Below are 23028 nucleotides of genomic sequence, written 5' to 3'. Positions count from 1 at the left end.
GAGGGGTCTATAAAGACCAAACAAGCAGTCTTTTGATGCAAGATAGAGAAGATTGCGTTGAGAGAAGGGGCCTTAGCTCAGCTGGGAGAGCGCCTGCTTTGCACGCAGGAGGTCAGCGGTTCGATCCCGCTAGGCTCCATAAGATACGGAAGTATCTTGTCAACGAAGACGTTAAAATAGGAATTGATCATTGAAAACTAAATAACAATATCTTATAACGATAAATAAACCGAGAAATGGTAAAACATTTCTGTAAAGCTGCGAATTATTTTAAATAGTTCGAAAAAACTTATACTTGTTTTAATGGCAAAGTTAATAAGGGCGCACGGTGGATGCCTTGGCATTAAGAGCCGAAGAAGGACGTGACTAACGACGATATTCTAGGGGGAGCAGTAAGTACGCATTGATCCCTAGGTCTCCGAATGGGGAAACCCACTATGTTATGCATAGTATCCGTAAGTGAATACATAGCTTACGAGAAGGTAACGCAGAGAACTGAAACATCTAAGTACCTGCAGGAAGAGAAAGTAAAAACGATTTCCTAAGTAGCGGCGAGCGAACGGGAAACAGGCCAAACCAAGAAGCTTGCTTCTTGGGGTTGTAGGACTGCAACGTGGACTTAAAGTCTATAGAAGAATTACCTGGGAAGGTAAGCCAAAGAGAGTAATAGCCTCGTATTTGAAATAGACTTTATACCTAGCAGTATCCTGAGTAGGGCTGGACACGCGAAATCCAGTTTGAATCCGGGAGGACCATCTCCCAAGCCTAAATACTCCTTAATGACCGATAGTGAACCAGTACCGTGAGGGAAAGGTGAAAAGAACCCCGGGAGGGGAGTGAAATAGCACCTGAAACCGTGTGCCTACAAGAAGTTCGAGCCCGTCAATGGGTGAGAGCGTGCCTTTTGTAGAATGAACCGGCGAGTTACGTTATGATGCGAGGTTAAGCTGAAGAGGCGGAGCCGTAGCGAAAGCGAGTCTGAATAGGGCGCTTTAGTATCATGATGTAGACCCGAAACCTAGTGACCTATCCATGAGCAGGTTGAAGGTGCGGTAAGACGCACTGGAGGACCGAACCAGGACACGTTGAAAAGTGTTTGGATGACTTGTGGATAGCGGAGAAATTCCAAACGAACTGGGAGATAGCTGGTTCTCTCCGAAATAGCTTTAGGGCTAGCGTCGCAATTTAAGTGTATTGGAGGTAGAGCACTGTTTGGATGAGGGGCCCATCTCGGGTTACCAATTTCAGATAAACTCCGAATGCTAATACACATGTGCGGCAGTCAGACTGCGAGTGCTAAGATCCGTAGTCGAAAGGGAAACAGCCCAGACCACCAGCTAAGGTCCCAAAATATATGTTAAGTGGAAAAGGATGTGGGGTTGCACAGACAACTAGGATGTTAGCTCAGAAGCAGCTATCATTCAAAGAGTGCGTAATAGCTCACTAGTCGAGTGACCCTGCGCCGAAAATGTACCGGGGCTAAACATATTACCGAAGCTGTGGATTTAATATTAATTAAATGGTAGGAGAGCGTTGTAATCAGCGATGAAGGTATACCGTGAGGGGTGCTGGAGCGATTACAAGTGAGAATGCCGGTATGAGTAGCGCAAGATAAGTGAGAATCTTATCCACCGTAAGACTAAGGTTTCCAGGGGAAGGCTCGTCCGCCCTGGGTTAGTCGGGACCTAAGGCGAGGCCGAAAGGCGTAGTCGATGGACAACAGGTTGATATTCCTGTACTAGTATTGTTAGTGATGGAGGGACGCAGTAGGCTAAAGGGAGCCAGTTAATGGATTCTGGTCTAAGCAGTGAGGTGTGGAATGTGTCAAATGCATTTTCCTTTAACATTGAGCTGTGATGGGGAAGCAACTACGGTTGCGAAGCCCTTGATGTCACACTGCCAAGAAAATCTTCTAGCGTTTAATTCAATACTACCCGTACCGCAAACCGACACAGGTAGTCGAGGCGAGTAGCCTCAGGTGATCGAGAGAACTCTCGTTAAGGAACTCGGCAAAATGACCCCGTAACTTCGGGAGAAGGGGTGCTGTAGAAATACAGCCGCAGTGAAAAGATCCAAGCAACTGTTTATCAAAAACACAGCTCTCTGCTAAACCGCAAGGTGATGTATAGGGGGTGACGCCTGCCCGGTGCTGGAAGGTTAAGAGGAGGGGTTAGCTTAGGCGAAGCTCTGAATTGAAGCCCCAGTAAACGGCGGCCGTAACTATAACGGTCCTAAGGTAGCGAAATTCCTTGTCGGGTAAGTTCCGACCCGCACGAAAGGCGTAATGATTTGGATACTGTCTCAACGAGAGACTCGGTGAAATTTTAGTACCTGTGAAGATGCAGGTTACCCGCGACAGGACGGAAAGACCCCATGGAGCTTTACTGCAGATTGATATTGAGTACCTGTGAAGCATGTACAGGATAGGTAGGAGACTTTGACCTTGGGACGCTAGTTTCAAGTGAGTCGCTGTTGGGATACTACCCTTGCTTCATGGTTGCTCTAACCCACACGCATAATCGGCGTGGGAGACAGTGTCTGTCGGGCAGTTTGACTGGGGCGGTCGCCTCCTAAAGAGTAACGGAGGCGCCCAAAGGTTCCCTCAACATGGTTGGAAATCATGTGTAGAGTGTAAAGGTATAAGGGAGCTTGACTGCGAGAGCTACAACTCGAGCAGGTAGGAAACTAGGGCTTAGTGATCCGGTGGTACCGCATGGAAGGGCCATCGCTCAACGGATAAAAGCTACCCTGGGGATAACAGGCTTATCTCCCCCAAGAGTTCACATCGACGGGGAGGTTTGGCACCTCGATGTCGGCTCGTCGCATCCTGGGGCTGTAGTCGGTCCCAAGGGTTGGGCTGTTCGCCCATTAAAGCGGCACGCGAGCTGGGTTCAGAACGTCGTGAGACAGTTCGGTCCCTATCCGTCGCGGGCGTAGGAAATTTGAGAGGATCTGCCCTTAGTACGAGAGGACCGGGGTGGACTTACCGCTGGTGTACCAGTTGTTCCGCCAGGAGCACCGCTGGGTAGCTATGTAGGGAAGGGATAAGCGCTGAAAGCATCTAAGTGCGAAGCCCACCTCAAGATGAGATTTCCCATTCTTTATGAATTAAGAGCCCTGAGAGATGATCAGGTTGATAGGCTGGAAGTGGAAGTCCTGCGAGGGATGGAGCGGACCAGTACTAATAGCTCGAGGACTTTACCAAGTAATAGAACATATGAGTTCAGCTTTACTTATTTATCAAGAGATTGTTATTTAGTTTTGAGTGTTCAATACATTCAACTTTAGGCTTTTAGAGCCTGACCTTATGAAAATAGATAAGTTGAGAACCTGCGTGTGACGCAGAACCACAACTTCCTAATTTTCTACAGGTCAAAACGTCTCTAAAAGCACTAGACCATGATTTGGTATTCATTGCATAGGAGATACACCTGTTCCCATGTCGAACACAGAAGTTAAGTCCTATTACGCCGGAAGTAGTTGGGGGTTGCCCCCTGCGAGATAGGGTAAATGCCAAGTGAAGTAAAGAAGCTAAGGCTTCTTTTTTTTTATAAATTTAAGGTATAATAGGAGTTATGGAAAACAAGAAAAATAAATTACTGCTTATTGATGGTTCTTCATTAGCATTCAGGGCTTTTTTCGCCCTCTATAATCAAGTAGATCGTTTTGTGGCTCCGAGTGGCTTACATACCAATGCGATATATGGCTTTCATCTTATGCTTAATAATTTGGTCGAAAGATTAGAACCTAATCATGTTCTGATTGCATTTGATGCAGGAAAAACAACCTTTAGAACGGAAATGTTTTCTGCTTACAAAGATGGGCGAGCACGTACACCAGATGAATTCCGCGAACAGCTGCCTTTTATTAAGGAGCTGATTGAAAAGTTAGGCTATAATCATTATGAGCTTAAAAACTATGAAGCAGATGACATTATTGGTACTTTAGATAAAATGGCTGAACTCCCTGAAGCTGGCGATTATGATGTCACAATTGTAACTGGGGACAAGGATTTGATTCAGTTAGTGGACTCAAATACGACAGTCGAAATTTCGAAAAAAGGTGTGGCTGAGTTTGAAAGCTTTACACCGGCTTATCTATTGGAAAAAACGGGCTTAACGCCACAACAGTTTATTGATCTTAAAGGGTTGATGGGTGATAGCTCGGATAATTATCCAGGTGTAACAAAAGTCGGTGAAAAAACGGCTATGAAGTTGCTTCAAGAGTGGGGATCTATTGATAATCTCTATGAGAATATTGATTCACTTAAGAAAAGTAAGATGAAGGAAAATCTTATTGCTGACCGTGAAATGGCCTTTTTATCTCGTACTCTTGCAACGATTGATACGAAATCTCCGATTGAAATTGATCTTGCTGATACTTTGATTAAGCCTGTGGATGCAGCAGAATTGATCAAGTTTTATGATGAGATGGGATTTGCGCAATTCAAAGCCAAACTTGAAACGGCAGAAGCAGATGAAGTTACGCTTAGTTTTGAAGTTGTGAAAGATGCAACAGATATTTTAGTGGACAAAGATGATTTCTTTTATATTGAAATTTTAAATGAGAATTACCACAAAGAAGATATCATTGGGTTTGCTTGGGGAAATGAAGAAAAAGTTTTTGTATCAAAGAATACAGAACTCCTAAAGAATTTCCCTTTTCCTGAAAATACATATGATTTTAAGAAAAATAAAGTTTTGCTTCATCGCTTAGGTATTGAACTACCGACAGCCAAGTACGACAGTATGTTAGCTAAATATCTTATTTCTACAACAGAAGATAATAAAGTTGAAACTATTGGTCGATTATTTGCTAACAAGTATATATCTACTGATGAAGAAGTTTACGGCAAGGGAGCAAAACGTCGTATTCCTGAAGATGAAATTCTTTTCAAACATTTGGCAGGTAAAATTCATGTCTTAGCTACAACGAAAGCGGTAATGATCCAAAATCTCGAGGAAAATGAACAATATCATCTTTTGACAGAAATGGAACTTCCCTTGGCCAACGTTTTAGCTAAAATGGAAATAGCAGGAATAGCTGCAGAAGTGAGCACCTTAGAAGAAATTGGTGCGGCAAATCAGAAGATGATTGCTGATTTAACTGAAAAAATTTATGAACTTGCAGGTGAGGAATTTAATATTAACTCGCCTAAGCAACTTGGAGTCATTCTTTTTGAAAAATTACAGTTGCCGCATGGGAAAAAAACAAAGACAGGCTATTCAACAGCAGCAGATATTTTAGAAAACTTGGCTCAAGACTATGAACTAGTAGCCAAAATACTCGAATATCGTCAAATATCAAAAATTCAATCCACTTACGTGCAAGGGTTGATTCCGCAAATAGCTGAAGATGGCCGTATCCATACACGATATGTTCAAGATTTAACGCAAACAGGTCGTCTCTCCTCGATTGATCCAAATCTGCAGAATATTCCAGTACGCCTAGAAGCTGGACGCTTGATTCGTAAAGCTTTTGTCGCAGGTGAAGATAATATTCTTTTGAGTTCCGACTATTCGCAAATTGAACTTCGGGTTTTGGCACATATGTCTAAAGATGAACATCTTATTGATGCTTTTAATCATGGTGCTGACATTCATAGCAGTACAGCAATGCGTGTTTTCAATATAGACAAGCCTGAAAATGTTACGCCTAACGATCGTCGCAATGCGAAAGCTGTCAATTTTGGTATCTCCTATGGAGAAACAGAATACGGACTCGCTAAACGCTTGAGTATTTCCAATAAGGAAGCAGCAGAGATGATCCAAGCTTACTTTGAACGTTATCCTGGAGTTGCCAATTATATAGCGGAAACAAAACGTGAAGCCAAGGATAAAGGCTATGTAAGCACGATGTTTAATCGCCGGCGTAAACTGCCAGAAATCAATAATCGCAACTTTATGGTGCGACAAGGTGCAGAACGCCAAGCAATTAATGCCCCGATTCAAGGGTCAGCCGGAGATATCTTGAAAATTGCCATGATTAATCTCGATGCAGCATTGTCTGAAGGCAAGTTTAAAGCCAAATTATTGCTACAAGTTCACGATGAGATTATTCTTGAAGTACCTAAGGAAGAACTTACGGCGGTTCAAAACTTGGTGAAACAAACTATGGAATCTGCAGTAGAGTTAAATGTTCCCTTACTTGCAGATGAAAATACGGGCGACAGCTGGTATGAAGCAAAATAAATTTTTAAAAATAGAAAAAAACACTCTCTAACAATAGAGAGTGTTTTTTTTCAGTAGTTTTGACTGCTTACCGTACGAATTAACCAGATGAAGAAGGCAATAATCGCTAGTGTGAAAAGGAAATGAGTATTGAAGAAGAGAAAGAGTCCGCCCAGAAAAAGTTTTGCAAGGAAGATAAAAAGAAGCAATGGCAAGATGAATTTAACAAAGCCCTTGAGAAATAGATAAGTGCATAGAATAAAGAATAATAAGAATAGCATAGTCGTTAACCCTCTCGATTTATTTATATCTTTATTATAACATTCTAAAATCTAGGGACAATCAGTCTTTCGAATGAATTTTAAAACTCTCCTTTGTTGTTCGTAAAACTTATGTAGACGAACAGGTGAGGCAAATGTGAAGCTTCAGGAAATTAAAATAGGCAGAAAAATGATATAATAATATGTAACTAAAATTAAGCTATAATCAAAAAATGCTAGGATAAGCTCTCGGAAACGGGAGTTTTCCTGCTTTTTATTTGATTGATAGCGGATACAAGTGAAGGAGAAAAATGAAAAAAGAAAAGTTATGGACGCCAAGTTTTATTATTAATATGCTACTCAATTTTATATATTATTTAGTATTTTATATTCCAACGATTGTTATTGGTACACATGCGATGGCAAAGTATAATGCTTCTGCGGGTACAGCCGGAATTTTGACAGGGCTTTTCATTGTAGGTAGCTTATTTGCACGTCTTTGGGCGGGGAACAACATTGCAAAATGGGGTGTTAAGAAAATGCTCTTTATGGGAACAAGCATTTATTTGCTCTTTGGTTTGGTATACTATCTTGTACCAAGTGTTGAGAGCTTGCTCGTTCTTCGTTTCCTACATGGTATTGGTTTTGGTATAGCAACAACAGCTTCAGGGACTTTAGCAGGAGCAACGGTTCCTTCTTCTCGGCGAGGGGAAGGTATCGGTTATTATGCTTTATCGGTAACGATGTCTTCAGCTATCGGTCCTTTCCTCTCCATGTTTCTTTATGGTAAATATGGTTTTACACTCTTAATTCATCTTTCAAATGTGCTCTTGCTACTTGCACTTATTGGTATCTTCTTTATTAAAGCGCCTCATACAACTGTAGCTAGTTCAGAAAGTATTAAGAAGAAATTCTCTTGGTCAAATTATTTTGAAAAGAAAGCTGTTTCTATTTCTGTAATAGGGATGCTGATAGGTATTGCTTATTCAAGTATTTTGGCATTTATGAATACTTATTCCTCAGAAATTGGGCTTGCAACAGCTGGATCCCTGTTCTTCCTTATTTATGCCTTAGCAATATTGGTTTCACGCCCTGTAACTGGTCGTATCTTTGATATCAAGGGTGATAATTATGTGATGTACCCTGTCTTTATCTTTTTTGCAATTGGCTTGGTACTGATCGGTTGGGCACAGTCTTCAATTATTCTACTGGTGGCAGCTATTTTTATTGGACTGGGTTATGGTTCATTTTCACCTTTTGGTCAAGCTATTGCAATACGTAGCTCAGGCGTTGATCGTTTAGGTGTAGCCACATCGACATTTTTTGGCTTTTTAGATATGGGTGTAGGTTTTGGTCCTTTGATCATGGGGCTTCTCGTTCCATTTTTAGGTTATCGTAATTTGTATTATGCATCAGCAATATTTATCGTTTTAATCATTGTTATCTATTATTTCACCCATGGGAAAAAAGTAAAAAAAGAAGCTCAGTAAGAGCTTCTTTTTAATATGCAGTTTGATTCATGTTTCTCTTCGTATCGATTAAGTTTTGATAATAAGCGATAGTAGACATTTCGATATATGGGGTTGTCCAGAATTTAGCAAGACCTAAAGTAATACCTGAGAGGATATACCATAAGATGAAGCTCAACAAGAAGAGGAAATAATCCCCACGTGAGCCACGCATTACTTGAGCAGAGGCATTGAGCACGCCCCAAATACCAGTATAAGTCCCAGATTCTAATTGGTCAAAAAGAATGTAATCTTTTTGTGACCAACCTAGGCCAAGATAGATAGCAAAAGGGATACCAATAATCGTCACTGTTAAAAGACCAATGAGGAGTGCAGTCACTAAGTGAAGAACAAATATTTTTGTCCAACTGCCGTCTTTAAAAGGAGTAAAGACATTTTTAAAGCGTGGATTTTCTCTTTCGCCACGGTATATTTTAATGTAGTTGAAACGCGCACCCACAGTGATAACATCTATAATGACCGAAATCATGAGGCCAATCAGCCCGCCGATAAGTATTCCTATGAGTATAGAAAGTAATAGTCCTGTTGTAATAGTATTGGCATCAAAATTATTGACTGTATCCATATTGGAATTATAATTTGATTGGTAAGTCATGTTTGTTGAGATAATTCCCCAGAAAATTGGAATTAAGAACAAACGTAATTTGGCACCAAAGTTTTCTCTCAGAGCATCCTTAGCTCTTTCTTTTAAATCTTTAAACTTCATAGTATCCTCCATTTCTTAGAATACCATAAAAGACGGGGCTTCACAACCAAAAACTTTTAGAGAAAGGAGGTTATAGACTGGCTGGGAAAAATCAAAGAAATTTGGTATACTTGTAGAAGTTTAAAGGAGTTTACATGACTGAACATGCAATAAAATACAGACTGATTAAAAAAGAAAAACATACAGGCGCGCGTCTCGGTGAAATTATAACGCCACATGGGACTTTTCCAACACCTATGTTCATGCCTGTAGGAACACAAGCCACGGTTAAGACACAATCCCCAGAAGAACTTAAAGAGATGGGTTCTGGGATTATTCTTGCCAACACCTATCATTTGTGGCTTCGACCAGGCGATGAGCTTGTTGCTCAAGCAGGCGGCTTGCACAAATTTATGAACTGGGATCAGCCTATTTTAACAGATAGTGGTGGCTTCCAAGTCTATTCTTTAGTACAAAACAAGAAAAATATCAGTGAAGAGGGAGTTAAGTTTAAAAGCCATCTCGACGGTCGCGAACTTTTCCTCAATCCAGAAAAAGCGATTTCTATCCAAAATAATTTAGGTTCTGATATCATGATGAGCTTTGATGAATGTCCACCTTTCTATCAACCTTATGATTACGTCAAAGCTTCTGTGGAACGTACATCCCGCTGGGCAGAGCGTGGCCTAAAAGCGCATCAACGCCCACATGATCAAGGACTTTTTGGTATCGTGCAAGGTGCTGGCTTTGAAGATTTACGCCGCCAATCTGCGCGTGATCTCGTCAGCATGGATTTCCCTGGTTATTCTATTGGTGGACTTGCTGTAGGTGAGTCTCACGCTGAGATGAATGCCGTACTTGACTTTACAACACCGCTTTTACCAGAAGATAAACCACGTTATTTGATGGGTGTTGGTGCACCTGATAGTTTGATTGACGGTGTCATTCGTGGTGTAGACATGTTTGACTGCGTGCTACCCACACGTATTGCTCGTAATGGTACCGCAATGACAAGTTTCGGCCGTGTGAATATTAAAAATGCCAAATATGAGCTTGACTTCACACCTCTTGATCCAGAATGTGATTGCTATTGCTGCTCAAACTACACCCGTGCTTACTTGCGTCATTTATTCAAGGCTGACGAAACTTTTGGTCTGCGCCTTTTAAGCTACCATAATTTACATTTCTTGATTAACTTGATGACAAATGTTCGTCAAGCTATCATGGATGATAATCTTCTAGAATTCAGAGAAGATTTTTGTGAAAAATACGGCTATAATAAGCCAAATGCTAAGAACTTTTAAAAATAAAAAACAGAGAAAATTTACGTTTTCTCTGTTTTTGTTTAAATCCCTCATAAAAATATAATCCAACATCTAAAAATGGTAAAATAAGGGAAAGATTGTCACCATGATTAAGAGGAGGTTTCTCAGAATGTTAAATATTTTGCAGTATGATCCATACCTAGAACCATATAAGGAGGACTTATCCTACCGCTTATTTGAATTTTCAAGAACGAAGAAGAGATTGCTAGGAATGGAGGGGAAACTTACAGATTTTGCCAATGGTCATAAATATTTTGGCTTTCAACAAGAAAAAGAGTATTGGACTTTCCGTGAATGGGCGCCTCATGCTGAAAAAGCTTTTTTAGTAGGGGACTTTAACGATTGGACAGACAAACATGAACTAAAGGCAGCTTATGGTGGTGTATGGGAAATAGCTGTACCAGGAGATTTACCACTTGGTTCCAAGGTAAAGGTTAAACTTGTTATCAACGGAGCTGAAGTTTATAGAGTGCCTTCTTATGCGCTCTATGCTGTTCAAAATGAACATTTCGAACTGGACGGTGTGATTGTTGCCCCACAATATCAATTTCAGCATTCTTCGCCTCTCTTAGAAGAGGAAGCACCACTTATTTATGAAGCTCATATTGGAATTTCTAGTGAAGAGCATAAAATAAATACTTATCAAGAGTTTACACGGGATGTTTTACCTCGTATTAAGGCAGCGGGCTATAATACGATTCAGCTTATGGCTATTATGGAGCATCCTTTATATGCAAGCTTTGGTTATCAAGTTTCTAACTTTTTTGCAATATCAAGCCGTTTCGGAAAACCTGAAGATTTGATGGCTTTGATTGATACAGCACATGGGATGGGACTTCGTGTTTTATTGGATGTGGTCCATTCACATGCTGTAAAAAATGTTGGAGACGGTCTGAATCTTTTTGATGGAAGTAGTGATCAGTACTTTCATCAAGGCGCGCGTGGCGAACATGCAGCTTGGAACACAAAGTTGTTTAACTATGGTAAAGATGAAGTTATTCACTTTCTTTTATCTAACCTCAAGTTTTGGTTAGAGACTTATCATTTTGATGGTTTCCGCTTTGATGGGGTCACGAGTATGTTGTATCATCATCATGGACTAGGGACAAGCTTTGATAGTTATAAGAAGTATTTTTCAACAGAGACAGACATTGAAGCAGTTGTTTATCTTATGCTGGCTACTGAACTTGTCCATCAAGTGAATCCACAGGCAACACTGATTGCAGAAGATATGTCAGCCATGCCAGGAATGGCACTTCCTATCTCTGAGGGAGGGATTGGTTTTGACTATCGCCTTTCGATGGGGGTGCCGGATTATTGGATTAAGCAATTTAAAGAAAAATCTGATGAGGACCTTGATTTAATGCAACTTTGGTGGGAATTAACCACACGACGTCCCGGAGAAAAGAACATTGGCTATGTGGAAAGTCATGATCAGGCTTTGGTTGGAGATAAGACGCTCATGATGTGGCTGGCCAATGAAGCAATCTATGATGCGATGGATATCCACAGTGAATCAATGGTGGTTGATCGCGCCGTTGCCTTGCATAAAATAGTACGCTTGATTACCTTTAGTTTAGCCGGAGAAGGCTACCTCAACTTTATGGGAAATGAATTTGGTCATCCAGAGTGGTTGGATTTTCCAAGAGAAGGCAATCATGATAGTTTTCAACATGCTCGTCGTCAATGGTCTCTCGCAGCAAAGGAGCATTTGCGTTACCAATACCTGCTCAAGTTCGATCATGACATGATTGCTTTAGAAAAAAACTATCACTTTTTGAAACAAAGTGATAGCTTGCAACAATACTGGATAAAAAATGAGAATAAGCTTTTAGCTTATCGTAAGGGAAATTTGCTGTTCGTTCTTAATTTCCATCCGACCATGGAACAACGACTCCAGCTCGATGTGCCTAATCCTCCGACATTTCTTCTCGATACAGATGATCGAAAATATGGAGGATTTGGTCCTCGATCAAGCTTTTCTTATCAAAAAGAAACGGGAAAACTTAAACTTTCATTAGCTGCACGCACAGCGATGGTCTTTCAATTGTAAAAGTTAGAGCGAGCATTGTCTCGCTTTTTTTGTCTACCTGCTTTTCATCAAGAATTTTAGAAATGAAAATTGTATAATAGAAGAATGACTAAAATCGAATTAAAAGCTGGTGAACGTATAGATCAAATCGCGGCATCGAATGTCCAGATTATTCAAAGTCGAGAGGTTTTTTCCTTTTCGATTGATGCTATTCTCCTTGCAAGATTTCCACGCCTTCCAAAAAAAGGAAAAATTGTGGATATGTGTGCGGGAAATGGAGCAGTGGGCCTTTTTGCCAGCTCAATGACTAATGCACATATTACAGAAATTGAATTGCAAGAACGTCTAGCAGAAATGGCACAGCGCTCCATTAAACTAAATGGCTTACAAGAACAAATGACTGTTATCAATGATAACTTGAACAAGTCTTTAGACTATATCAATACCTCAACAGTTGATTTAATTTTTTGTAACCCACCATATTTTAAGCTGGATGAAGCGAGCCATATTAATAATAATCACCATTACACACTTGCACGCCATGAGTTAGCGACAAATCTTGATGAAATTTTTGAAACCAGCAAGCGTCTTTTAAAAACAAATGGTCATTTGGCTCTGGTCCATCGTCCCGATCGTTTTTTTGAGATTATAGATAAAATGAGGGCTCATAATCTGATTCCCAAACGCATTCAGTTTGTTTACCCAAAAGCCAATCAAGCAGCAAATATACTACTGATTGATGCGATTAAAGATGGGAAAGCAGGGGGAGAAGTTTTTCTTCCGCCTTTGATTGTACACGGAGAGGATGGCGCTTATACAGAAGAAATTCGCAAAATCTATTATGGTAAAGCATAAACGTTTTAAGATTGATTATGCCAGAGATTATCTGGTATTTTTTTATAAGAAAAAATGTAAAATTTTACAAAAAGACGATTTTTACGAGAAAATATTTTCAAAAAATCTATTCTTATGTTATAGTAGGTATCTATTAAATTTTGGGAGAATTTTATTTAATGAATAAACGAATTTTAACACTTGGTGCACTTGCACTTGCCTCCGTAACTATTCTAGCTGGCTGTCGTGGACGTAATAGTGAATCAGCGGGTGCTACAACAGACTTAAAGGTAGCACTTGTTCCAAGTACAGGTGGGGTAGATGACCGTTCATTTAATCAATCCGCTTGGGAAGGCCTACAAGAGTGGGGCAAGGAAAACGGTTTGTCACAATCAAAAGGTATTAACTACTTTAACGCAAGTGCTGTTTCTGAATATACAACCAACTTTAACTCTGCTGTTTCGGCAGGTTATGGTTTAGTATTCGGTGTTGGATTCGATCTCCAAGAAGCGACATCACAGGCAGCAAAAAATAATCCTGATACAAAATTTACAATTATTGATTCAGTGATAAAAGGTCAAGACAATGTTGCCTCAGCAACTTTCGCAGATCAAGAAGCAGCTTATCTTGCAGGTGTAGCTGCAGCAAAAACCACCAAAACAGATAAAGTCGGTTTTGTGGGCGGGATGCAATCGGATATTATCACTGCATTTGAAAAAGGTTTCACCGCTGGGGTAAAATCAATTAACCCTGATATAAAAATTGAAGTACAGTACGCGGGTACTTTTACTGATGCAGCCAAAGGCAAAACAATAGCTGCAGCAATGTATGGTTCAGGTAATGATGTTATTTATCAAGCAGCAGGTGGTTCTGGTGCCGGTGTCTTTTCTGAAGCTAAAGCTCTTAATGCTACAAAAAATGAAGCAGATAAAGTATGGGTTATTGGAGTAGACCAAGACCAAGAGTATCTTGGAAATTATAAATCTAAAGACGGAAAAGATTCGAACTTTGTCTTGGCTTCATCTGTTAAAGAAGTTGGTGTTGCTGTAAAAGATATTGCGAACAAAACCAAGGATAATAAATTTCCTGGTGGACAAGTTCTTAACTACAACCTAAAAAATGGAGGGGTTAGCCTTGCCAAAGACAACTTGTCAGATAAAACTTGGAAAGAAGTTGAAGTAGCAAAACAAAATATTATTGATGGTAAAGTTACAGTGCCGGAAAAATAAAAAAAACCATCAAAGATGGTTTTTTTGTTTAATAAATCATATCGTAAAGTTCAATTGCTACAAGGTCGATATCATCAAAGATAGCAACATCTTTTTGTTTTGGATATTTGATAGAAAAGGCAGTTTCTTCTGGCACGAAGCTTACAGTTGCAATAACTTCACCTTCGCGCTCAAAGTTGTAAGTTTCTTTTGGATCAGCCGTTTCAATCAAACGATTCAAACGATCCATGATTGCCATCAAATGTGATTTCATTATTTCCTCCAATGCTTATTTTAAGGGACCTTTTAATTGTCCCACAAGCCTTATTTCATATTTTCTTTATCTATTTTAACATAATTCTGTAGATTTTTAGCGAGTTTAGTTGCTTTTTTTGTTAAATATTGCGCCCTAATTTTTTCTCTACGAATAGAACGTTTCATTTGTCTTGACCATTTTTGAGTAACCACATCAAATTCTTCTAAAAAATGCTCAGAATTTTTACGTGCTTGATATTCAACAATGGTGTCTTGATAGAAGTTATAGACTTGTTGTGCGAAGTTTTCTGCAGAAATTTCGTACAATTTTTTAGCAAATTTTTCTTGATCAAGTGTTTGACTTTCTTGTACCGCTGCGACGACCGTATCAACGATTTCTTCATCAGAAGCAAAGAGTCGGCCAAACTCCTTATCATCAATAAGCTCTGTGAGATATGGGTTTACGGTTGCTAAAACACGTGTGCCGGCAGCTAGTGCTTCAAGATAAGTTAAACCTTGCGTTTCAGAAGTTGAAGCTGAAATGAAGAAGTCTGCGGCTTTATAGTAGTAAGCCGTTTTTGTATTTTCTACAGCCCCTGTAAAGACAACGTATTCTTCCATCCCTAGCTCAGCCACTTGCTCTTGGAGATTCTTCATATATGGACCATCTCCGACAATGACCAATTTTACAGCAATTTGTTCAACCAACTGTGGCATGGCTGCCACAACTGCTTGAATGTTTTTCTCCGCCGCAATTCGTGAGAGGCTAAGAAGCATTGTTTCATCATCTTTAAGTCCTAAGCTATGACGTAGATCTTGAATCTCCTCGTGAGTAATTTCATCTCGTTTGAAACGAGACAAATCAATCCCTGTAGGAATAATTCGTTTAGGTAAGTCGATACCGTAGCCATTGACAGTATCTAAGACCATTTGGCTGGGGCAAATTATAGCCTCACTACCTCGAAGGAAGTTTTTGATGATATACTTCACCATACTAGGGCGTATCAAATGGCCCTTAGCAATATAATGGACGTAATCCTCATATTTTGTATGTAAAGTATGGATGACAGGAATTTGAAGCTGTTGTGCGACCATTTTTCCTAAGAGCCCCATACCAAACTCTGTTTGTGTGTGGATAATATCAAGCTGGTAAGTTTGTGCAATCTGATAAGCAGCAAAAACTCCCTTGATTACAATCTTACGTTCAGCAAGTGATACAAATGGCACACTTTGGAAACGTATGATATTTTCAGGTTCATGATCGACATCAGCGTGTGGATCTGTTGTAGTAAAGATAAAAACCTGATGTCCGAGTTTTTCTAACTCAATAGTTAAGCTTTGAATACTTGTAGCCACACCACTAATTTGTGGGAAGTAGCTGTCTGTAAAAATTCCGATTCTCATAGTCTTTCTCTTTTATAACTCCAAAGTTTGGCGATAAGCAGCAGCGAGTTCAGCGGCGACATGTTCAATGGCGCGTGTTTGTGCAACTTGATAGCCTTTTTCTGTTTTATCAATTGTGCCGTTCAGTACTTTTTCGAGCTCAGCTACAAAACCATCAACATCTGTTGCTAAACTAGCTGATGTGGTATCGAGCCATCCTTTATAAACTGGTATATCACGTACCACAACATCTTGATGACTGGCCAGTGCTTCTAAAACTACAATACCTTCGGTTTCCTCACGTGAAGGAAAGAAGAAGGCATCAGCAGCAGTCATTGCTCCTTCATAGATGTCTCCTTTGATATAGCCGGGGAAGCGTACATTATCAGGATGGTTCTTTTTAACGATTCGACGTACCCATCCAGGGATGGTCCAAAGGTTTTGATAGCCGAACCAGATGAACTGAACATTTGGCATTTTTTCGGCAACTTTAACGAAATCGTCAATGCCCTTCCGTTTAAAATAAAGTCCGGCACAAATGACCACTTTTTGTTCGTCTTTAATCGTAAAATATTGACGGAAAGCTTCCTCTTTCTCAGGTTTAGCTTGATATTTGTTCAAATCAATCCCATTGGAGATGGGCAAGATAGGACAAGTCAAGCCATACCCACGTAAAAGTCCAGCTGAATAGTCTGTAGGCGTAATCACCAAATCAGCTTTACGATAAAAACGCATCAAGTAGCGTTTAAACAGAGGTGCAATTAAGTTAGAACCGATAAATGAATCTCGGAAGTCTTCCTCTGTAGAGTGTCCGTGGAAGATAACTTTTTTTCCAGCTTTTTTGGCTTTTTTGAGCATCCGCCAACTTTGAGGTCCATAAGTATTGAGATGGAGAATATCATAGTCCTCATTGGGATTTTGCGTCCACTCTACTTGCATTAAATCTAATGCTCTTTGTTGATGTTTCATTGCACGACCAATTCCTGAGCGGCTCAAAATTTGTTCGGCTTCTAAATAAAGTAATATTTTCATGCTTATCACTATTTTACCATAATTCTATTAACAAAAAATAAATATTTATTATAATTCCTTATCAAAAAATCCCCTGTTTCAAGGGGATGTAATTTTTTAATTTTGTTTGTCAAAGTTGATATCACTACTTGTTTTATCCAATTTGATATTCGCAGTAGCCTGTTTTCCGTCACGATAATAAGTTACCTTAATCGTATCACCAATTGAAGACTTATAAAGTGTACTTTGAAGGTTCACGCTTGAAGTGATTTCGTCATCATTGATTTTGACAATAACGTCGCCTTGCTTGAGTCCAGCTTTGGCAGCAGGCATTCCTGATTGAACTTCAGCGATAGCAACACCGTTAGTCACGTTTTCAGGAAGGTTAAGTGAAGCTAACATATTTTGGGAAAGACTTGACAAGTTGACCATTTGTACACCGAGAGCAGGTCGAATAACTTTGCCATCTTTTTCCAACTTATTGATAATGTTAACGACATCATTGGCTGGAATCGCAAATCCCATGCCTTCTACAGAGACACCACTGCTGCTTGTTCCGCTTGGTGTTGAGGTAATTTTACTTGAGGTAATCCCGATGACTTGTCCTTGAATATTTATGAGTGCACCACCAGAATTACCGGGGTTAATAGCTGCATCGGTTTGAATAGCGTTAACATTAATTGTTTGGCCTTGGCTGTTTTGCAGTGTAACATTGCGATTTAGACTTGAAACAATTCCTTCTGTTGCTGAGTTTGCATACTCACTTCCAAGGGGAGAACCCACCGCGATAGCGGGCTCACCAACAGTAAGTTTGTCAGAGTTGCCGAATGTTGCTGTTTCTTTGACATACTTAGCATCAATTTTGAGGACAGCTAAATCAGAATAAGCATCAGAACCAACAACTTCAGCAGTAACCTTTTGACCACCAGCCATGAGAACTTCTAGGGAAGAAGCACCTTCAATAACGTGATAGTTGGTGACGATATATGCTGTATTGCCATCCTTTTTGTAAATAACACCAGAACCCTCTCCAGCCAGCTGTGGCGTATTACTCTCATTGCTACTTGTATCGCCTCCGCCGAAAATCTTCTCAAAATCGTTGCTTGAGGACGATTTTTGGTAATTAAGAACGGAAACAACAGTGTTCGAAATTTTCTTGATTGCTTTTGTAGTATCTGTATTTACTTGGACGTTAACTGTACTTACAGAATTGTCCGAAGTGTTGTTAGATGACGGCGTGTTGGTCATATTTTGGTAGATAGCACTACCTCCGAGAGCGATAGCACCTCCGGCTACGCCTGTAATAAGTAATGAGGCGATATTTTTTTTTGCCATAGTACAAGAATCTCCTTTTCCAGTAAGAAATATTTATACACAAGTATAATGTACATTCCTTAAATAATCTTTAATATAATACTTATAATTGCGGGATACTCACATTTATATAATACCTTAAAAGCCACTAAAATGGAAATAGAAAAAGAAGTTTTCCACACTTCTGTGTAAAACTCAATAATAATTGTGAACAAGTGAATAAAATTCACAGCTTTTCCACAAGAATGTGGATAAGTTGTGAAAAATGTTGATAAATCTAGCTTTCATTTTGCTTTCAACTGGGGAAAAAGATAAAATAGAAGAATGAAGATAAAATTAATTGTTGTAGGAAAGCTTAAAGAAAAGTATCTCAAGGATGGCATAGCCGAATACCAAAAGCGTATGCGCACGATGAATCCTGTGGAAATTATTGAGTTGCCGGATGAAAAAATTCCCGACAATGCTTCAGACAAGGAAAAAGAAGCAGTAAAAAATCGAGAAGGTGAAAAAATATTGGCTCGAATTGATGATGGGGATAAGTTGGCAGTTCTTGCCATTCAAGGCAAGCTAATGACCAGTGAGAATCTGGCCGAATTTGTGAAGAACTGTGAAATTTATGGTACGCGTCACTTAGTTTTAGTTATTGGAGGATCTCTGGGGCTATCTGATGCTGTTTATAAACGAAGTGATTTACAATTATCTTTTGGGCGTTTTACTTTACCCCATCAATTAATGCGGCTTGTGCTTATTGAGCAAATTTATCGCGCACAAATGATAAATAGAGGGAGTGCCTATCATAAATGAAAATCATAGAAGACTTTCAGGCCCATGCTGATACAGAAAAGGCAAAGAAGCAAGAAGCTTATTTGCGCAACCAGTTTAAATTTTTAGGGCTTTCAACACCGGTTCGTCGCGACTTATCAAAAAGTTTCTTAAAGGAAAAAGCTGAAGAAAAGATAATCGATTGGCAACTTGTTGATCGTTTGTGGTCAGAAGAAGAAAGAGAATTTCAATATTTGGCATGTGACTATCTTCGAAAAATGAAGAAGTATCTAAAGACTACAGATTTACCCCAAATTTATCAGCTAGCAACGACCAAATCTTGGTGGGAAACAGTGGATAGTTTGGATGAGTTGGTGGGCACTCTCTTGCTTAGTGGAAAGATAAAATCACAAGATATTTTGAATTGGTCAATAGATGAAAATTTTTGGATTCGTCGTATCGCAATTGATTGTCAGCTCGGTTTTAAAGAAGCGACAGATACAGAACTCCTGTCCTCCGTAATTCGAAATAATCTGGCGTCAAAGGAATTTTTTATTAATAAGGCTATCGGCTGGGCTTTAAGAGATTATTCGAAGACGCATCCAAAATGGGTCGCCCACTTTCTTTCAGAAAATGAAGAAAAACTTGCAAATTTGTCTTTGCGTGAAGCGTCCAAGTATTTATAGACAGCCCTTACAAAATGTGCTATAATAGTCCTATTGTCTGTGGATAATCAATGTTTTAAAGGAGAATTTAATAAATGAATGTTATGTCTTTGATCTTTATGGTTGTTGTTGTAGGTGGGATGATGTTCTTCATGAACCGTAGCCAAAAGAAAGCTCAACAACAACGTCAAGAACAATTGAACTCAATGGTTATTGGCGCAGAAATCGTAACTATTGGTGGTTTACACGGTGTCTTGAGTGGTATGAATGAAGCTGATGCAACGATCGAATTAGATTGTGAAGGCGTTATTTTAACTTTTGATCGTGCAGCTGTTAAAACAGTAAAAAACAATACTGTTGCAGCACCAACAGTTTCTGAAACAACAGTTGTTGAAGAAACTAAAAAAGAAGATAACCCAATCGAAGAATAAGCAGTAAAAGATAAGTTTAAAAGCCTATCACTCGTGATAGGTTTTTTGTTTTTCGAAAACACCATGATTGTATTGTAAAAAACCGGTCTTTTTCTCTTTAGAGAGCCATTACTGCAGTGACTTCAGAGCAAAATGTATCGAATTTACCTGTGTTTTTATCCAAAATATGATAAAATGGGAGTACTAACTGTGAGGTGCTATGTTTAATAACTTAAAAAATAACTCGCAAGAGCAAATTCCAGTGCCACGGCATATTGGAATAATTATGGATGGAAATGGCCGTTGGGCTAAAAGTCAAGGGAAACCAAGAATTTTTGGTCATAAGGCCGGAATGGATGCCCTAAAGACGGCAGCTATCCACGGACAAAGACGTGGTGTAAAGGTAATGACTGTTTATGCTTTTTCGACAGAAAACTGGTCTCGTCCTATGGATGAGGTCAAGTTTATCATGAGTTTGCCCATTGATTTTTATAGTAAATATCTTCCAATTCTTAATGAAGAAAATATCCAAATTCGGATGATTGGTGAGCGCGAAGGTTTACCGAAAGCAACTTTAAATTCAATTGACCGTGCAGCTGCTGAAACAGCCAATAATACAGGAATGATTCTTAACTTTGCCATGAATTATGGCGGACGTCGGGATATCCTTTTGGCTGTTCAAGAGTTGGCAAAAAGTGGCAAAGATTTGGCGGAAATTACAGAAGAAGAACTTTCTGCTCATTTACAGACAGCAATTTTACCTGAAGATTTACGGGATCCTGATTTGATTGTCCGAACATCAGGGGAATTACGTTTGTCTAACTTTTTACCTTGGCAGGCTGCCTACAGTGAGCTTTATTTTACAGACGTAGCTTGGCCAGATTTTGATGAAGCAGCTTTAGATGCTGCTATTTTAGAGTTTCAAAAACGTGATCGCAGATATGGAGGAGTAAAATGATAAAGCGTATAATCACTGCTATTATCGGAGGAGCCGTTTTTATTGGCCTAATGTTGGCAGGCGGTGCCTATTTTCAAATTTTAATAGCATTGTTGGTTATTATAGCGATGAATGAACTGTTCAAGATGCACAAACTACAATTGATGTCTTTTGAAGGAATATTATCAACTATGGCGGCCTTATGCTTGGCTTTGCCGATTGGAAAATATTTCTTTGGCATGGATGTTGAAGGAAGTACTCTTCTCTTCATGCTTTGTTTATTTGGCATGTTGACCGCTATGGTTTTTTCCAAAGGTTCATATAGTTTCGAAGATATTGGCTTTCCTTTTCTCTCAGCCTTTTATGTAGGTATTGGCTTTCAAAGCTTACTCTTGGCACGTGAAAGTGGATTAGCTGTCGTCTTCTTGGCTTTATTTATTGTTTGGTCTACAGATATTGGGGCATACTTTGTCGGGAAATCAATTGGGAAACGAAAATTAATCCCCGATGTTTCACCAAATAAGACGGTAGAAGGTTCTATTGGAGGTATCTTATCTGCAGTAGTCGTTGCAATTTTGATGTTTATTTTTTATAAAAATGACTTGCCTCAAATCGGCTTCGTAAAACTTGTTCTCTTTACCATTGTCTTTTCTATCGTAGGACAAATTGGTGACTTGGTAGAGTCAAGCATCAAACGTCATTATGGGGTAAAAGATTCAGGGAAACTTTTACCGGGACATGGAGGCGTGCTTGATCGCTTTGATAATTTAATCTTTGTCTTCCCAATTATGCATTTATTAGGCTTGTTCTAAGCCTTGAGGTAAAATAATACGAAATAAAAATACTCTCACTTCACATTTTATTACGCTTTAGGTAAAATAGAGTGTTAAGGAGGGTTTTGTTTCAAAGAAAATAAGAAATAAATACACCTTTAAAGTTATTCGCTCACAAGCTGATGAAAAGCTAGAAGATTAAGGGAGGATCTTTATTGATTCAAACATTGGTAACATTTATCATTGTCTTTGGTATTATTGTTGTTGTACATGAGTATGGTCATCTGTTCTTTGCTAAGCGCGCGGGGATTTTAGTCCGCGAGTTTTCCATTGGAATGGGCCCCAAAATTTTTGCACATCAAGCCAAAGATGGTACGTTTTATAGCATTCGTATACTTCCTCTTGGAGGTTATGTCCGCATGGCGGGCTGGGGCGATGATACAACGGAAATAAAAAAAGGAACCCCGGCATCTTTGATGATTGTTGAAAATCAGGTGGTTAAAATTAATCTTTCTGAGCGGGTGACTTTGGAAAATAGTGTCCCCATGCTGGTCACTGAATACGATTTTGAAAAAGCACTTTTCATCGAAGGAGAAGTTTTTGGTGAAACAAAACGTTATTCAGTTGACCATGATGCAACAATTATCGAAGCGGATGGCACGGAACTTCGTATCGCTCCACGAGACGTACAATATCAAAGTGCCAGCGTTCTCGGCAAGATTTTAACAAATTTTGCTGGTCCTTTAAATAACTTTATTTTAGGGATTATAGCTTTTATTATCATCACTTTTATGCAAGGTGGTGTACCTTCTAATACAAATCAAATCGGACAAGTCCAATCTGGCACCCCTGCTTATTCGGCAGGTTTACAGTCAAAGGATAAAATCCAAGCAGTCAATGGTGAAAAAACCAATAACTGGGAAGAAGTTGTCCAAAGGATTGGTGCAAATGATGGCAGTGAAATCAAGCTGGATATCGAACGTGCAGGTGCGACGAAGACACTGGAGCTCAAGCCAGAAAAAATTGACGGAAGATACCGCATTGGTATCACTCAAACAATCAAAACAGGCTTTTTAGATAAGCTAACGGGTGGCTTTACTCAGGCTGCTAATGCAACAACGCTTATTTTTAAAGCTTTAGGTAACCTCATTGCACAGCCAAGTCTTGATAAACTTGGTGGACCCGTTGCCATTTATGATTTAAGTGGGCAAGCAGCCCGAGAAGGCCTATTATCTGTTATCGCTTTACTTGCCATGCTCTCAATTAATCTGGGAATCGTAAATTTAATCCCAATCCCCGTCCTTGACGGAGGGAAAATTGTCCTCAATATTGTTGAGGCCCTACGAGGCAAACCACTTTCACAAGAAAAAGAAGGAATTTTAACACTTGTTGGTCTTGTCTTTATGGTGGTCTTGATGATTGCTGTGACTTGGAATGATATCCTCCGAGCCTTTATTAGATAAGAAACGAAAAAT

Annotated in this window: 17 protein-coding genes, 1 tRNA gene and 2 rRNA genes; 15 read left to right on the top strand and 5 right to left on the bottom strand. The window is 39.5% G+C overall.

What is annotated here, in order from left to right; genetic code table 11:
• The first annotated feature begins 66 nt into the window (after nucleotides 1-66).
• From lgb_RS09615 to lgb_RS09595, 5 genes are all read left to right on the top strand, one after another.
• Nucleotides 67-139: transfer RNA gene (locus tag lgb_RS09615), tRNA-Ala, on the top strand.
• Nucleotides 140-305: 166 nt separating this feature from the next.
• Nucleotides 306-3205 (top strand): 23S ribosomal RNA (locus tag lgb_RS09610).
• Between the two features lie 198 nt (nucleotides 3206-3403).
• Nucleotides 3404-3519 (top strand): 5S ribosomal RNA (gene rrf / locus lgb_RS09605).
• 56 nt (nucleotides 3520-3575) lie between these two features.
• Complete coding sequence (polA, locus tag lgb_RS09600; RefSeq protein ID WP_019292990.1) at nucleotides 3576-6191, top strand: DNA polymerase I; 2616 nt, start codon at nucleotides 3576-3578, stop codon at nucleotides 6189-6191.
• A gap of 550 nt (nucleotides 6192-6741) precedes the next feature.
• Nucleotides 6742-7920 carry an MFS transporter gene (locus lgb_RS09595; protein ID WP_019292989.1) on the top strand — a complete coding sequence of 393 codons (1179 nt, stop codon included), beginning with the start codon at nucleotides 6742-6744 and terminating at the stop codon, nucleotides 7918-7920.
• Nucleotides 7921-7930: 10 nt separating this feature from the next.
• Here lgb_RS09595 and lgb_RS09590 read toward each other — a convergent pair whose 3' ends face one another.
• Complete coding sequence (locus lgb_RS09590; protein WP_019292988.1) at nucleotides 7931-8665, bottom strand: DUF975 family protein; 735 nt, start codon at nucleotides 8663-8665, stop codon at nucleotides 7931-7933.
• Between the two features lie 134 nt (nucleotides 8666-8799).
• On the opposite strand from lgb_RS09590, the gene tgt reads away from it, so the two are divergent.
• From tgt to lgb_RS09570, 4 genes are all read left to right on the top strand, one after another.
• Nucleotides 8800-9948 carry a tRNA guanosine(34) transglycosylase Tgt gene (tgt, locus tag lgb_RS09585; protein WP_003133524.1) on the top strand — a complete coding sequence of 383 codons (1149 nt, stop codon included), beginning with the start codon at nucleotides 8800-8802 and terminating at the stop codon, nucleotides 9946-9948.
• 106 nt (nucleotides 9949-10054) lie between these two features.
• Nucleotides 10055-12022: an alpha-amylase family glycosyl hydrolase gene (locus lgb_RS09580; RefSeq protein ID WP_019292987.1), complete on the top strand. Its 1968-nt coding sequence runs from the start codon at nucleotides 10055-10057 to the stop codon at nucleotides 12020-12022.
• A gap of 84 nt (nucleotides 12023-12106) precedes the next feature.
• Entirely contained in the window at nucleotides 12107-12856 is a 750-nt protein-coding gene (locus tag lgb_RS09575) for a tRNA1(Val) (adenine(37)-N6)-methyltransferase (RefSeq protein WP_019291572.1), read from the top strand.
• A 158-nt stretch (nucleotides 12857-13014) separates the two neighbouring features.
• Nucleotides 13015-14064 (top strand): BMP family lipoprotein, encoded by a 1050-nt coding sequence (locus lgb_RS09570; protein ID WP_019292986.1) that lies wholly within the window; start codon nucleotides 13015-13017, stop codon nucleotides 14062-14064.
• Nucleotides 14065-14092: 28 nt separating this feature from the next.
• Here lgb_RS09570 and lgb_RS09565 read toward each other — a convergent pair whose 3' ends face one another.
• The 4 genes from lgb_RS09565 to lgb_RS09550 all read right to left on the bottom strand — a co-directional run bounded on the left by lgb_RS09565 (nucleotide 14093) and on the right by lgb_RS09550 (nucleotide 18027).
• Nucleotides 14093-14317, bottom strand: a complete 225-nt coding sequence (locus tag lgb_RS09565; RefSeq protein WP_003133519.1) for a DUF1797 family protein — start codon at nucleotides 14315-14317, stop codon at nucleotides 14093-14095.
• Nucleotides 14318-14367: 50 nt separating this feature from the next.
• Nucleotides 14368-15702, bottom strand: coding sequence for a glycosyltransferase family 4 protein (locus lgb_RS09560; protein ID WP_019292985.1), 1335 nt, complete (start codon nucleotides 15700-15702; stop codon nucleotides 14368-14370).
• Between the two features lie 12 nt (nucleotides 15703-15714).
• Complete coding sequence (locus lgb_RS09555; RefSeq protein WP_019292984.1) at nucleotides 15715-16713, bottom strand: LTA glycolipid anchor biosynthesis glycosyltransferase, IagA/BgsA family; 999 nt, start codon at nucleotides 16711-16713, stop codon at nucleotides 15715-15717.
• A gap of 96 nt (nucleotides 16714-16809) precedes the next feature.
• The gene (locus lgb_RS09550) at nucleotides 16810-18027 is read right to left on the bottom strand and encodes a S1C family serine protease (RefSeq protein WP_019291567.1); all 1218 of its coding nucleotides are present in this window, start codon (nucleotides 18025-18027) and stop codon (nucleotides 16810-16812) included.
• A 303-nt stretch (nucleotides 18028-18330) separates the two neighbouring features.
• Between lgb_RS09550 and rlmH the strand changes: the two genes are divergently transcribed.
• From rlmH to rseP, 6 genes are all read left to right on the top strand, one after another.
• Nucleotides 18331-18810 carry a 23S rRNA (pseudouridine(1915)-N(3))-methyltransferase RlmH gene (rlmH, locus tag lgb_RS09545; RefSeq protein WP_019291566.1) on the top strand — a complete coding sequence of 160 codons (480 nt, stop codon included), beginning with the start codon at nucleotides 18331-18333 and terminating at the stop codon, nucleotides 18808-18810.
• Entirely contained in the window at nucleotides 18807-19454 is a 648-nt protein-coding gene (locus lgb_RS09540; protein WP_019292983.1) for a DNA alkylation repair protein, read from the top strand. Before rlmH ends, lgb_RS09540 begins: the two co-directional genes overlap by 4 nt.
• Before the next feature lie 74 nt (nucleotides 19455-19528).
• Complete coding sequence (yajC, locus tag lgb_RS09535; protein ID WP_019292982.1) at nucleotides 19529-19864, top strand: preprotein translocase subunit YajC; 336 nt, start codon at nucleotides 19529-19531, stop codon at nucleotides 19862-19864.
• 199 nt (nucleotides 19865-20063) lie between these two features.
• Nucleotides 20064-20801 carry an isoprenyl transferase gene (locus lgb_RS09530; protein ID WP_019292981.1) on the top strand — a complete coding sequence of 246 codons (738 nt, stop codon included), beginning with the start codon at nucleotides 20064-20066 and terminating at the stop codon, nucleotides 20799-20801.
• On the top strand, nucleotides 20798-21592 hold the full coding sequence (locus lgb_RS09525; RefSeq protein ID WP_019291563.1) for a phosphatidate cytidylyltransferase: 795 nt from the start codon (nucleotides 20798-20800) through the stop codon (nucleotides 21590-21592). Before lgb_RS09530 ends, lgb_RS09525 begins: the two co-directional genes overlap by 4 nt.
• A gap of 176 nt (nucleotides 21593-21768) precedes the next feature.
• The gene (gene rseP / locus lgb_RS09520) at nucleotides 21769-23016 is read left to right on the top strand and encodes an RIP metalloprotease RseP (protein WP_019292980.1); all 1248 of its coding nucleotides are present in this window, start codon (nucleotides 21769-21771) and stop codon (nucleotides 23014-23016) included.
• Nucleotides 23017-23028 lie beyond the last annotated feature (12 nt).

The sequence above is a fragment of the Lactococcus petauri genome, from assembly GCF_023499275.1.
Taxonomy (GTDB): domain Bacteria; phylum Bacillota; class Bacilli; order Lactobacillales; family Streptococcaceae; genus Lactococcus; species Lactococcus petauri.
The sequence above is the reverse complement of the archived record's forward strand: the minus strand, read 5'-3'. Positions and strand labels throughout refer to the sequence as shown.